This window comes from Dendrosporobacter sp. 1207_IL3150 (assembly GCF_036763085.1).
Classification (GTDB): domain Bacteria; phylum Bacillota; class Negativicutes; order DSM-1736; family Dendrosporobacteraceae; genus JBAIYU01.
Genome location: NZ_JBAIYU010000006.1, coordinates 94,698 through 107,750 on the forward strand (window position 1 = coordinate 94,698; position 13,053 = coordinate 107,750).

The following is a 13,053-nucleotide window of genomic DNA, read 5'->3' on the forward strand; positions in this document are numbered from 1 at the left end:
TTGAGCGGAAATATCTATTTAGTTAACATAAAAATTATATCATTAGTGAATTTATAGCGCAAAGACAAAATTTTGGTTTAATTTTTGGCGAATAATGCCATTATTAAAGGAATTCCCGATTGTCATAAGAATATTTATATTTACTGGCGTTGAAACTAACAATGAATTGGAACTTAAAGGAGACGATACACATGGCAAAAAAACGTACAATTCCACTACTGCCGCTTCGAGGCATTTTGGTTTTTCCATATATGATCATTCATTTAGATGTAGGACGGGAAAAATCAATTAGCGCCTTAGAAGAATCCATGGTACATGATCGCCTTATAATGTTGGCTACACAAGTTGATGCCCAAAATGATAAACCTGAACCGGAAGATATATTTAATGTTGGCACTGTTGCCGAGATTAAACAACTGCTTAAATTACCAGGCGGCACAATAAGAGTACTAGTCGAAGGCCTTCACAGGGCTGAAATTACAAAATATACGGACTTAGAACCTTATTACCAAGTAGAAATTACTGAATTTGATGAGACCGAAACAAAAACGCCAGAAATTGAAGCTTTAACAAGAACTGCAGTTCATCAATTCGAGCAATGGGTTAAGTTAAGTAAAAAAATTCCACCAGAAACTCTTGTATCGGTTGTTGTTGTAGAAGAGCCAGGACGCTTGAGTGATTTAATTGCCAGCCATTTATCGCTTAAAATAGAAGATAAGCAGGCTTTGCTTGATGCAGTAGATACAAAAAAGCGTTTAGAAACACTTTGCGAAATTCTCGGACGTGAAATGGAAATTCTCGAACTAGAAAAGAAAATAAATGTTAGAGTTCGCAAACAAATGGAAAAAACGCAAAAAGAATATTATCTGCGTGAGCAGCTTAAGGCAATTCAAAAGGAACTTGGGGAAAAAGATGATCGATCATCAGAAGTCGCCGAATATCGTGACCGGCTTAAAGAACAAGAATTTCCGCAAGATGTAGCCGAAAAAATTAATAAAGAGATTGATCGCTTAGAAAAGATGCCGCCGATGGTGGCAGAAAGCGGTGTAATTCGCACCTATTTAGACTGGCTCTTTGCGTTGCCTTGGTCTAAAAAAACTATCGACAGCTTAGAAATAACAAACGCCCAAAATATACTTGATGAGGACCATTACGGTTTAGATAAGGTTAAAGAACGTATTCTAGAATATTTATCAATTAGAAAACTAACTGAGACGATGAAAGGTCCTATACTCTGTCTGGTAGGTCCGCCAGGAGTAGGTAAAACTTCTCTGGCACGTTCGATAGCTCGTTCGATGGACCGTAAATTTGTCAGAATTTCGTTAGGTGGAGTACGTGATGAAGCCGAGATCCGCGGTCACCGTCGAACCTATGTTGGCGCGTTGCCTGGCAGAATTATTCAAGGAATGAGAACTGCGGATTCTAAAAACCCTGTTTTCTTGTTAGATGAAATTGATAAAATGAGTGCAGATTTCAGAGGTGATCCTTCAGCAGCACTCTTAGAGGTACTTGATCCAGAACAAAATAATACCTTTAGTGATCATTATATTGAAGTTCCTTTTGACCTCTCACGTGTTTTATGGGTAGTAACAGCTAATGTAATGCATAACATTCCTCGGCCGCTTTTAGATCGTATGGAAATAATTCACATTGCAGGCTATACGGATGATGAAAAAGTCCAAATAGCAAAGCGTTATCTTATCACTAAACAAATGCGTGACCATGGTTTAAAAGAAAAGCAGGTAATATTCTCAGAAGGGACCATCCAAAAAGTGGTCAACGAATATACTCGCGAAGCCGGAGTACGAAGCCTCGAAAGGAATATAGCTAGTCTTTGTAGAAAAGCGGCCAGACAAATTGTGCAGGATGATCGAACCACTGTAAAAATCACTGCACAAAATCTTCATACATTTTTAGGCGCACCTAAATATCGTCAGCGTCAAGCAGAAGCTAATGATCAGATTGGCGTAAGTACTGGATTGGCTTGGACTGAAGTAGGAGGAGATGTTCTTCCTACAGAGGTTACTATATTGAAAGGCAAAGGTAAACTGATATTAACCGGACAGCTTGGTGAAGTTATGCGCGAGTCTGCCCAGGCAGGATTTAGCTATATTCGCAGCAGGGCCGCTGAATTAGGTATAGATTCCGAATTTAACGAATCGAACGATATTCATATCCATTTGCCTGAAGGAGCAATTCCTAAAGATGGGCCTTCAGCAGGGATTACAATGGCGACGGCAGTAGTTTCTGCACTTACAGGTAAACCTGTGAAAAATGATCTTGCCATGACAGGCGAAATAACACTGCGAGGGCGGGTGCTGCCAGTGGGCGGCATTAAGGAAAAAGTACTAGCTGCTCATCGTGTTGGTATAAAGAAGATCATACTTCCAAAAGAAAACAAACGTGACATGGATGAAATACCGAATAATGTAAAAAGGAACTTGGAATTTATACTTGTCGAGCACATGGATGAAGTATTAAAGCAAGCGCTGGTGACTAATAATGACTGAAGCATCGCTGGACATAATTAGAGCCAAATATATAGCATCTGCTGTACGGATGGATCAATATCCTGAAGGGGAATTAATAGAAGTGGTTTTTATCGGACGTTCAAATGTCGGAAAGTCTTCTCTTATTAATTCTCTTAGCCGCCATCATGGTATTGCGAGAATCAGTGGTACCCCTGGTAAAACTCAAACCATTAACTTTTATCAGCTTACGGCTAAATTAAGCCCTGAAGAACGCAAAGATTTCTTTTTGGTTGATTTACCCGGATATGGCTATGCTCGTACCGGTAAAACCAGCAGAAGGCAATGGTCCAAATTTATTGAAGAATATATGTTAAAGTCACCTAGACTAAAACTCGTATGCCAACTTATTGATATTAGGCATCCACCTATGGAAAGTGATATCGAAATGTATAAGTGGCTGATTATAAATGATCTTCCGGTGCAGATTGTTACTACAAAGGCGGATAAGATAAGCAAGATGGCTGTTCAAAAGCATCTTAACATTATAAGAAATGCCTTAGGAATTTCTAATTCGCAAATTATAGCTTACTCTTCAACGAAAGGTACTGGTCGTCAGGAGTTGCTTGACGTAATTAGTGAAGTTTTGCTAAAATAGAACAGGCCGAAATAAGAGACAGTCTTTAAGGCTGTCTCTTATTTTTCCCAATAAAGCATCCCTAGGTAGGTTTGTTGATTTAAAATTAGGTAGAAAATTTTAAAAATTAGGAGAATGCCATGCTTACTGCGTTTGACAAGGCGCTGCTCAATATAATACAGACGAATTTGCCATTAGATAGCCGACCATTTTTAGTTTTGGCTAATCAGCTTGGCACAACTGAATCTGTTGTAATAGAGAGACTGCGGACCTTAAAAGAAAACGGATATATCAGAAGAATTGGTCCATTTTTCGATTCAGTAAAGTTAGGGTATGCAGGAACATTAGTGGCGGTTCAAGTTGATGCTGACTATGTCGAGTCTGTAGCAGAGGCAATAAACGCCTACACTGGAGTAACTCACAACTATGAACGTGAAGGGCAGTTTAATCTTTGGTTCACATTATTGACCCCTGATATTGAAACCCAGCGAGAAATTCTTTCTTATATAGGTAATTTACCTGGTGTAATTAAACTTTTAGATTTACCGGCATCGAAAAAATTTAAAGTAAGTGTACAGTTTACTTTAGAGTAGGTGAAATATGTTAGACGATATTGATAAAAAAATTATCTGTGCAATGCAGGATGAATTTCCGCTGTCAGCTGAGCCATATCGAGAAATTGCGGAACGATTGGGTATTGATGAAGTAGAATTACTAAACAGACTTAAAAAATATAAACAAAATGGGCAAATTCGAAAAATGGGAGCTGTATTGCGTCACCGCGAAGTTGGTTATTCAGCTAATGCCTTGTGTGCATGGATTATACCAAATGACCGTATTGAAGAGATCGGTCAGTTCATGGCTAGCAAAGAGGCGATAACCCATTGTTACATCAGGGCCGAGCAACCTGAATTCCGGTATAATTTATATACCATGCTGCATGGTCATACACGACAAGAATGTAAGCAAATGGCTGAAGAATTAGCTAGAGAAACAGGTATTAGTGAGTATATTATGTTATTTAGCACAAATGAATGGAAAAAGACAAGCATGAAGTATTTTCGCGAAATAGAGTAAAAATTGCGAAAATTTAGTCGATTTATGTTGTTGTGAAAAAAATAACTTTAATAATACTGAAATTGTAAAAGGAATTCTGATTTTTATGTAGAATTGAAATAACATAGCAAAAAAGAATAATTACGATAGGCATAATGAATGCCATGGTAATTATTGGTCTGATCACCTGACCGATTTACTATTTGCTGAGGACAAGTCAGGTGAGTAATTTATTATATATAGTTTATTTTTATAGCTATATAACTTTAAGGAGGTGGTGCAAAAGGAGAGCGGTACTGCGTAATTGGTACCATGAACCTGCTTAATTTTCAGAATTCCACAAAAACACAAAAAAATGCAAAAAGCATTAACGAAAGGATGTTACTTCTAATGACATGGACTCAAATCTATGATCCAATGGGTAGCCTCGCGTTATCGGCATTCATGGCAGCTATTCCAATCTTCATCGTATTCTATATGCTTGCTGTCCGTCGTGCGCCAGGTCAAATCGCTGGATCTCTTGCAATGGTTTCAGCTGTACTTGTAGCAATTCTTGTTTATAAAATGCCTGTAGGCACTGCACTTACTGCAACTGCTATGGGAGCAATGTATGGTATATTCCCAATCTTCTGGATCGTTATTACTGCAATCTTTATCTATAATATGACTGTTGAAACTGGACAGTTCGAAATCGTTAAAAATTCCATCGCAGCTATCACTGATGACCGTCGTCTGCAAGCTCTTCTTGTTGCATTCGCTTTCGGTGCGTTCCTTGAGGGTGCTGCTGGTTTCGGTACTCCGGTTGTTATCTCCGCAGGTATGCTTGTGGGTCTTGGTTTTAACCCACTTTATGCCGCTGGTCTTTGCTTGATTGCAAACACCGCTCCTGTTGCTTTCGGTGGTATCGGTATTCCAATCATCGTTGCGGGTCAGGTAACTGGTCTTGATACTATGAAAATCAGCCAGATGGTTGGTCGTCAGTTGCCATTCTTATCAATCATCATTCCTATCTGGTTAGTTGTACTAATGTCCGGCTGGAAATCCGCTATGGAAGTTCTTCCTGCTTGTTTAGTAGCTGGTATCGCTTTCGCGGGTCTTCAATTCTATTCTTCTAACTATCTTGGACCAGAACTTCCGGATATTCTTTCCGCTTTGGCTGCTATCGTTGGACTTTATCTGTTCCTTCGTGTTTGGAAGCCTGCTAAAATCTGGCGCTTCCCAGGCGAGCCTGCTGTTGCAGCTAGCCTGTCCGAAAAAGCTGCTGCTGACCTTACAGCTGGCAAAGTAATCAAAGCTTGGTCCCCATTCATCGTATTAACTGTAATGGTTATTCTTTGGGGTATTAAGCCAATATCTGCTGCTCTTGATGCAGCAACTATTAAAATCTTCGTACCTGGTCTTGATAAAGTAGTTACTCAAGTAGCTCCTATCGCTAAAAAGCCTACCCAAATGGTAGCTCTTTATAAAATCAACTGGTTAAGTGCTGCTGGTACTTCCTTGTTCATCGGTAGCATTATCTCCGCAGCTATCCTTGGCATTGGTCCAAGCCGCTTCTTCACTATCTTCGGTAAGACTTTCCTTCAATTGAAGAAACCTCTTATCACTATCCCTTGCGTTCTTGGTCTTGCTTATATCATGAATTTCTCTGGTATGAGTGCTACTATGGGTCTGTTCCTTGCTGGTACTGGCAAATTCTTCCCATTCTTCTCACCACTTCTTGGCTGGTTGGGCGTATTCCTGACTGGTTCCGATACTTCTGCTAACGCATTGTTCGGTAACCTTCAAGCTGTAACTGCACAACAAGTTGGAATGAGCGATGTTCTAGCTGTTGCTGCTAACTCCTCTGGTGGTGTAACTGGTAAGATGATTTCCCCACAAAGTATCGCAGTTGCTACTGCAGCTACCGGTCTTGTTGGTAAAGAGGGCGACCTGTTTAACTTCACTGTAATGCATTCCTTCATCCTTGCGCTTGCGGTTATGTGCATGACTTATGCTCAAGCATACTGGCTGTCCTGGATGATTCCTTAGAAATTAATATTTCTAAATTAAAGAGCTGAGACTTTCGTCTCAGCTCTTTTTTGTCATTAGTGATTATAAACGTAGACTTACGTTTATAATCTTTTTTTTTGGCAACAATACTTGTATAAAATTTATCAAAAAAGGGTACAAACTAATATAGAAGGTGAGGTGATTAACAAAGAACATATATTGAACTGCATTAAACAAAATTAAATTATAGAGGAAGGTGTTACATCTAAATGACTTGGACGCAAGTTTATGATCCAATGGGTAATCTGGCATTGTCTGCACTTATGGCGGCAATTCCAATGATTGTAATTTTCTATTTACTCGCAATCCGTCGTACGCCGGGACAGATTGCTGGCGCAATTGCAGTAACCTCGGCTGTATTGGTAGCTATTCTAGTCTATAAAATGCCGGTAGGAACCGCACTCACGGCAACGGCAATGGGTGCGCTCTACGGAATATTCCCGATTTTCTGGATAGTTATTACTGCAATATTTATATATAATATGACGGTTGAAACTGGTGATTTTGACGTAGTTAAAGATTCTATAGCAAGTATCACAGATGACCGGCGTCTTCAAGCACTACTCGTAGCATTTGCTTTTGGTGCATTCTTGGAAGGAGCGGCTGGTTTTGGTACACCTGTTGCAATATCAGCCGGTATGCTGGTCGGACTTGGTTTTAATCCCTTGTATGCTGCAGGACTTTGCTTAATTGCCAATACTGCACCAGTAGCATTCGGTGGTATTGGTATCCCAATAATTGTAGCTGGCCAGGTAACAGGTCTAGACACAATGAAAATAAGTGCGATGGTTGGACGCCAATTGCCGTTCTTGTCAGTAATTATCCCAATTTGGCTTATTGTCATAATGGCTGGCTGGAAGTCTACAATGGAAGTGCTCCCAGCATGTTTGATCGCTGGTGTATCTTTTGCGGTGCTACAGTGGTTCTCTTCAAACTATTTAGGACCAGAACTGCCCGATATCTTATCATCCCTAGCTGCAATAATCGGTCTGGCTCTGTTCTTGAGAACTTGGAAACCACCATCTATATGGCGTTTCTCTGATGAGCCTCCGGTAGCTAAAAATGCGCACATACCAAATCATTCAACAGGAAGAATCATAAAAGCGTGGTCTCCGTTTATTGTTCTTACAATAATGGTTATTCTATGGGGTCTAAAACCAATCGCTGCTATGCTTGATGCTACTACAATAAAATGGTACGTGCCTGGCTTAGATAAAGTAGTAACACAGGTTGCCCCGATTGCCGCAAAACCTACTAAAATGGCAGCTCTGTATAAGATCAACTGGCTAAGTGCTGCAGGAACTTCCTTATTCATCGCAAGTATTATTTCGGCTGCTATCCTCGGAATTGGGCCTGGACGTTTCTTTAGCATATTTGGCAAGACCTTCAAGCAACTGAAAAAACCGCTTATCACAATTCCTTGTGTTTTAGGTCTAGCGTACGTAATGAACTATTCTGGCATGAGTGCTACTATGGGGCTTTTCTTAGCTGGAACAGGCAAGTTCTTCCCCTTCTTTTCACCGTTACTTGGCTGGCTAGGTGTTTTCTTGACAGGTTCAGATACTTCGGCCAATGCGCTATTCGGCAATCTGCAGTCAGTTACCGCGACCCAGGTTGGTGTTGATCCTATTCTTACGGTAGCTGCAAACTCGTCTGGTGGTGTAACTGGTAAGATGATTTCACCTCAAAGTATCGCTGTTGCAACTGCTGCAACAGGCTTGGTTGGTAAAGAGGGTGAGTTGTTCAACTTTGCTGTAGGTCATTCTTTTGCTCTAGCTTTAATAGTTATGATTATGACTTATGCTCAGGCATACTGGTTATCGTGGATGATTCCGTAAAACAGATTGAGGAGCTGAGGTTAAAACTTCAGCTCCTTTTTACATGCTCTTTTTGAAAGAAAGTGAATGATGAATATGATTTTGGTAAATAGTAATTATGATATTACTATTTTATGTATAAAGGCATTGCTACTTGTCTTTATATAGAGTTAGAAATCTTTCAGGAGGTGCCCTAGATGGCTGAAGTTTCACTAAAAGGTGAACAGAGAGTGTTTTTGACAGGCAATGAGGCTATAGCCTGGGCTGCCGTAGCAGCCAAAGCCGAGATAATGTATGGCTATCCTATTACACCGCAGAATGAAATAATGCACTATTGGACAAGACTTGCTCCAAAATACGGGAAAAAATTCCTTCAGACCGAAGATGAAATTTCTGCAGGTTTTACTACTTTAGGTGGTACCTTTACAGGTGCAAAATCCTTTACAGCAACTTCTGGCCCAGGTAATGTTCTGATGCAAGAACCAATTGGCATGGCTGAAATGATGAGAGTTCCAGCTGTATTTATTATTCAACAAAGGGGCGGTCCATCCACAGCAACAGTTATATATGGGCAGCAGGAAACTACTCTAACCTGCTATGGCGGTAATGGCGAAGGTTATCGTATCGTATATTCTCCGGCAACTCATCAGGATCTGTTTGATTATACAATTAAAGCATTCAATACAGCCTGGACATATTATTTCCCAACATTTGTCCTGGGCGATGGTTATCAGGCTAAGATGCGTGAACCGCTCACTATATATGATCCAGAAGAAAAAGGTATTCAATTAGTAAAACCACGTCCAATTGTTGCTGATACTGCTGATCCTAATCGTAAAGTTAAACATCTTCGTAATTGTCTCAATACTGAAGATGAGTTGTATGAAATTCTTAAAGGACATCAAGCTGACTATGATTCTCTTGCACCAAAAGTTGTTGAGTGGGATGCTCAAGGCTGTGAAGACGCCGAGACCATTATTTTAAGTCATGGTGTTGTATCCCGGGCCGCACTTGGTGCTTATAAGAAACTGCGGGATGAAGGCAAAAAGATAGGTTATTTCCGTCCTATAACTATTCGCCCATTCCCTGACCAGCAGCTAAAGGAAGCTATAAAAGGCGCAAAAAGGTTATTAGTTGCAGAATCCGCATATGGTCAATTACTAAAAATGGTGCAGCATAATATTTATGGCAGTACTATTGAGATAGTACCAATGCTGAGACCTGGTGTTGGTATTACTAGCGAAGAAATTTATGATGAAGTAAGCAAATTGTAGAAGCCGGAGGGGTAATTAAAAATGCAGGAACTTAAGGAAAATAATATTATTCAGCCAGCTATGCCTTCGAGCTGGAACGAAGATACAAAACCGCATAAATTTTGTCCGGGCTGTGGTCATGGCATTATACTCAAAACACTAGGTGAAGCGGTAGATGAGCTTGGGATCCGCGATAAAATTGTTTTTGGCTGTGATATCGGCTGTTCTTTATTGGCATGGGACTTTTTTAATTTTGATACAGTACAGACGCATCATGGCCGCACTACGCCTGTAATAACGGGTATGAAAAGAGCTAATAATGATGTCATAGGTATCGCTTATATGGGCGATGGAGGGGGATATGCAATCGGCTCGCAGCATTTATTCAATGCAGCTGTCAGAAATGAACGAATTACATTGATTATTTGCAATAACTCAAACTATGGTATGACTGGTGGCCAGATGTCACCAACATCACTGCCAGGAATGAAAACAGAAACTAGTCCATATGGACGTGATACTCAGTCCACTGGGATGCCGACTAAAGGGCCAGAAATGGTAGCTGCAGTTGCTCCTGAAGGAGCATATGTTGCGAGGGGCACTATAGCTAATCCTAGACAACTTAAAGGCTTTATCAAAAAAGCTCTTGAAAATCAGATGGCCGGAAACGGAATATCCTTTGTTGAGGCATTATCAAGCTGCCCAACAAATTGGCGTACAAATGCAAAGCAAACATGGGAGTTTGTTGAAAAAGATATGGCTCAGTATTTTAAAGTTGGCGAATTGCGCACACCGCAAGCTAAGGAGGGATAAACAATGTCTAAAGTTATCAAAATTGCTTTGGCCGGTGAAGGCGGGCAAGGTGTGCAGTCAATTGCCGAGATATTGGCAGAGGCTGCGAATGAAGAAGGTAAGAATGCTCTATATATCCCTAATTTTGGTGTAGAACAACGCGGTGGCGTTTCAATAGCATATGTCCAAATCAGCGATGGCCCGATTGGTGCACCAAAATTTGTTAAGGCGGATATTTTAATACCACTCAGCCCACGTGCGGTTAATCGTACGAAAGATCATGCCGGTCCAGAAACAGTCTACATTTATGATAATTCCTTGATTCAGCAAAGCGAAGTTAATGATAATATTGTTGGCTTACAGTACTTTGATGTAACGCCTCCATGTCCGACAGCTGATCATCCTAACCAGGATTTGTCGCAAGATTTGATAGCTGGGGAACCTAAGACCTGCTCCTTTACAACAAAAAGCAAAGGTGTAGATCCAGCAGATATTCCTGAGGTGAAAAGAGTTATAGCTATACCAGCAAATGATATAGCGAAGAATGAATTGCATCCTAGGGTTTTCAACGTTATAATCCTAGGAGCTATTATTGCTGCAACTAGTGTATTACCACTGGATAGTATCAAAAATGCTCTTGAAGTAAAACTGGGCGATAAGTTCACGGCAAACCCCAAACTTAGAGAAATGAATTTCAAAGCACTTGAGCGCGGCTATGAGCTGATCAAGGGTGCGATGTAAGGAGGGGATAAAAAATGGGCAAAGTGAATTGGGAATCAGCAAAGTATGATAGTGAAAAAGGTCAATGGGCGGTTTTCCCGGGATTATGCAAGGGCTGTGGATTGTGTATTGAAAAATGTCCAGTTAAGTGTATCAGCTGGGCAGAGGAACTAGGGGTTTATGGCACACCTCGTGTAGTAGCCGACATGAAGAAATGTATAGTATGCGGCATCTGTCAAATGGTGTGTCCTGATACAGCTATTCGTGTTGAAAAAAAGAAATAACTGGACTTTAAAATATTAAATAGTGTATTATAGTAACAGACTTAGCTTGTAGGTGATAAGATTGATAAAAAATTCTATTTTCGGAATAGTCCAAAATGACTTAACCGCATTGGAAGCCGAGCTGCTTTCTGTAATACACTCTCCGGTCCACCTGATAAAAGAGATTAGTGAGCACCTTGTTAAGGCAGGCGGCAAGCGTTTGCGGCCTGCTCTTTATTTTTTAAGTGCTCGTTCCGCCGGTAATGTAGATAATATTAAGCTACAGCCGCTGGCAACAGCTATTGAACTAATTCATATGGCTACATTAGTACATGATGACGTTATAGACAACGCGTCAACAAGACGTGGTATTCCGACAGCCAATACAAAATGGGGAAACCAGATGTCGGTTTTGATCGGAGATTATCTATTTGCCAAAGCATTTTCAATTGTTGCTTCCAACCAGGTCTCAAGCCGGGTTATGGAGGTACTCACCGAGGTTATTTGCTCAATGAGCGAGGGCGAAATTATCCAGAATCAGGATACCTTCAACGCCGATCAGGGTGAAATGGAATATTTAGGGCGCATAGCCAAAAAGACAGCAGACTTCATTGCTGCCAGCTGTGAGCTGGGAGCACTAACCGGCGGCTTGTCGTCTGAAGATGTACAAGCTTTAAGAGATTATGGTTATTCGATTGGAATGGCTTTTCAGATTACTGATGATATACTTGATATGACTGCATCTTCTGAACAGCTGGGGAAACCAGCTGGTAATGACTTGCGGCAGGGTATCGTTACGCTGCCAATTATTTATGCACTGCAAAATAGTGCTGATGCTGAAGAATTAAGAAATATTGTTATAACTAGAAATATGTCGGAAGAAAAGCTTGCACGTGGGTTAGAAATTATTCATAGTACTGATGCTATTGATTATTCATATCGCATGGTTGATGAATATCTTACTCGTGCTAGAACGGTATTGCCAGTTGCATTGCCATCTGAAATACGAGAAGCTTTTTTAGCGGTAACTGAATTTATCGAGATGCGTAACTTCTAAAGCTATGGAGACAGATATGTTTAGACCGGTAAAAACCAAAAAAGTTTACGAGGAAATTGTCCAGCAGATAAAATTATCGATTGAAGAAGGTAAACTAAAACCGGGTGACAAAATGCTCTCTGAACGTGAACTGTCGGAGCAATTTGACGTCAGCCGTGCATCGGTAAGAGAGGCACTTAGTGCTTTAGAAATGATGGGGATTATTTCTATTTATCCTGGTGAAGGCAGTTATGTTCGTCATTTGCCCTCTGAAAGCATGTTAAAGACACTAGTATCTTCCGTTCAGACTGAGAGTATTGATGTCCTGTATTTGTTGGAATTGCGGAAGATTATTGAAGTTGAAATTGCGGCGCTTGCAGCATTGCGTGCCACCGAGGAAGATATTAATGACTTGCAGCAGGCTTTATCAGAAATGCATAAGGAAGTTGCTGCAGGTGTGCTTGCTGACGATATTGATGCAAAATTTCATTATAGCTTAGTCAGGGCAGCGCATAATCCATTACTTCTTCAGATTGCTCAGACAGTTTCGCAGTTACTTAGTAATAATTATCGTTCTATTCGTTTGGCTTTATTTTTGGTGCCAGGAATGAGTAAAATGTTTTATGAGGCTCATGTTGAAATTCTCGAAGCTGTTTGTGCAAAAAATTGTGAGCTGGCCCGAAAAAAAATGCATATGCATTTGAATGCAATAGAAGAAGCTATACGCTGGTATAAATATGGCGGCGAAGAAGCATTAAAAATATTTCCGAAAATATATAACGCTCGTAACTCAAATATATACTAGTAGTTCCTGTCCATGACAGGAACTACTTTTTTGCGTAAGCGAATACCACATGCTATGCATGTGGTTCCAAAAAGCTTATAGCTATGCGTCGAAAAAAACAGCCTCCTTTGTTAGAATAAATGCAGGTTTGCCGACCGCATAATCTGAACAAAGGAGG

General features: G+C 40.5%; 12 protein-coding genes. All 12 read left to right on the forward strand.

What is annotated here, in order from left to right:
• The first annotated feature begins 191 nt into the window (after positions 1 to 191).
• The 12 genes from lon to V6C17_RS01210 all read left to right on the forward strand — a co-directional run bounded on the left by lon (position 192) and on the right by V6C17_RS01210 (position 12,896).
• On the forward strand, positions 192 to 2,510 hold the full coding sequence (gene lon / locus V6C17_RS01155; RefSeq protein ID WP_333520715.1) for an endopeptidase La: 2,319 nt from the start codon (positions 192 to 194) through the stop codon (positions 2,508 to 2,510).
• Positions 2,503 to 3,126, forward strand: a complete 624-nt coding sequence (yihA, locus tag V6C17_RS01160; protein WP_333520716.1) for a ribosome biogenesis GTP-binding protein YihA/YsxC — start codon at positions 2,503 to 2,505, stop codon at positions 3,124 to 3,126. Before lon ends, yihA begins: the two co-directional genes overlap by 8 nt.
• A gap of 119 nt (positions 3,127 to 3,245) precedes the next feature.
• A complete protein-coding gene (gene ahbA / locus V6C17_RS01165; RefSeq protein ID WP_333520717.1) occupies positions 3,246 to 3,698 on the forward strand; it encodes a siroheme decarboxylase subunit alpha in 453 nt (150 codons plus the stop codon).
• Positions 3,699 to 3,705: 7 nt separating this feature from the next.
• Positions 3,706 to 4,182 carry a siroheme decarboxylase subunit beta gene (gene ahbB, locus V6C17_RS01170; protein WP_333520718.1) on the forward strand — a complete coding sequence of 159 codons (477 nt, stop codon included), beginning with the start codon at positions 3,706 to 3,708 and terminating at the stop codon, positions 4,180 to 4,182.
• A gap of 369 nt (positions 4,183 to 4,551) precedes the next feature.
• The gene (locus tag V6C17_RS01175; RefSeq protein ID WP_333520719.1) at positions 4,552 to 6,189 is read left to right on the forward strand and encodes an L-lactate permease; all 1,638 of its coding nucleotides are present in this window, start codon (positions 4,552 to 4,554) and stop codon (positions 6,187 to 6,189) included.
• A 230-nt stretch (positions 6,190 to 6,419) separates the two neighbouring features.
• Positions 6,420 to 8,048, forward strand: coding sequence for an L-lactate permease (locus V6C17_RS01180; protein ID WP_333520720.1), 1,629 nt, complete (start codon positions 6,420 to 6,422; stop codon positions 8,046 to 8,048).
• Positions 8,049 to 8,224: 176 nt separating this feature from the next.
• Positions 8,225 to 9,301: a ferredoxin oxidoreductase gene (locus V6C17_RS01185; protein WP_333520721.1), complete on the forward strand. Its 1,077-nt coding sequence runs from the start codon at positions 8,225 to 8,227 to the stop codon at positions 9,299 to 9,301.
• A gap of 21 nt (positions 9,302 to 9,322) precedes the next feature.
• Positions 9,323 to 10,093, forward strand: coding sequence for a thiamine pyrophosphate-dependent enzyme (locus V6C17_RS01190; protein ID WP_333520722.1), 771 nt, complete (start codon positions 9,323 to 9,325; stop codon positions 10,091 to 10,093).
• A gap of 3 nt (positions 10,094 to 10,096) precedes the next feature.
• The gene (locus tag V6C17_RS01195; RefSeq protein ID WP_333520723.1) at positions 10,097 to 10,813 is read left to right on the forward strand and encodes a 2-oxoacid:acceptor oxidoreductase family protein; all 717 of its coding nucleotides are present in this window, start codon (positions 10,097 to 10,099) and stop codon (positions 10,811 to 10,813) included.
• Positions 10,814 to 10,827: 14 nt separating this feature from the next.
• The gene (locus tag V6C17_RS01200; RefSeq protein WP_333520724.1) at positions 10,828 to 11,076 is read left to right on the forward strand and encodes a 4Fe-4S binding protein; all 249 of its coding nucleotides are present in this window, start codon (positions 10,828 to 10,830) and stop codon (positions 11,074 to 11,076) included.
• Positions 11,077 to 11,137: 61 nt separating this feature from the next.
• A complete protein-coding gene (locus tag V6C17_RS01205) occupies positions 11,138 to 12,112 on the forward strand; it encodes a polyprenyl synthetase family protein (RefSeq protein ID WP_333520725.1) in 975 nt (324 codons plus the stop codon).
• A gap of 16 nt (positions 12,113 to 12,128) precedes the next feature.
• Entirely contained in the window at positions 12,129 to 12,896 is a 768-nt protein-coding gene (locus V6C17_RS01210; RefSeq protein ID WP_333520726.1) for a FadR/GntR family transcriptional regulator, read from the forward strand.
• The last annotated feature ends 157 nt before the right edge of the window (positions 12,897 to 13,053 follow it).

Coding starts and splice junctions, on each gene's coding strand:
- ahbA (WP_333520717.1), top strand. CDS start 3,246: ATGCTTACTGCGTTTGACAAGGCGCTGCTCAATATAATACAGACGAAT.
- V6C17_RS01195 (WP_333520723.1), top strand. CDS start 10,097: ATGTCTAAAGTTATCAAAATTGCTTTGGCCGGTGAAGGCGGGCAAGGT.
- ahbB (WP_333520718.1), top strand. CDS start 3,706: ATGTTAGACGATATTGATAAAAAAATTATCTGTGCAATGCAGGATGAA.
- lon (WP_333520715.1), top strand. CDS start 192: ATGGCAAAAAAACGTACAATTCCACTACTGCCGCTTCGAGGCATTTTG.
- V6C17_RS01180 (WP_333520720.1), top strand. CDS start 6,420: ATGACTTGGACGCAAGTTTATGATCCAATGGGTAATCTGGCATTGTCT.
- V6C17_RS01200 (WP_333520724.1), top strand. CDS start 10,828: ATGGGCAAAGTGAATTGGGAATCAGCAAAGTATGATAGTGAAAAAGGT.
- V6C17_RS01185 (WP_333520721.1), top strand. CDS start 8,225: ATGGCTGAAGTTTCACTAAAAGGTGAACAGAGAGTGTTTTTGACAGGC.
- V6C17_RS01210 (WP_333520726.1), top strand. CDS start 12,129: ATGTTTAGACCGGTAAAAACCAAAAAAGTTTACGAGGAAATTGTCCAG.
- yihA (WP_333520716.1), top strand. CDS start 2,503: ATGACTGAAGCATCGCTGGACATAATTAGAGCCAAATATATAGCATCT.
- V6C17_RS01190 (WP_333520722.1), top strand. CDS start 9,323: ATGCAGGAACTTAAGGAAAATAATATTATTCAGCCAGCTATGCCTTCG.
- V6C17_RS01175 (WP_333520719.1), top strand. CDS start 4,552: ATGACATGGACTCAAATCTATGATCCAATGGGTAGCCTCGCGTTATCG.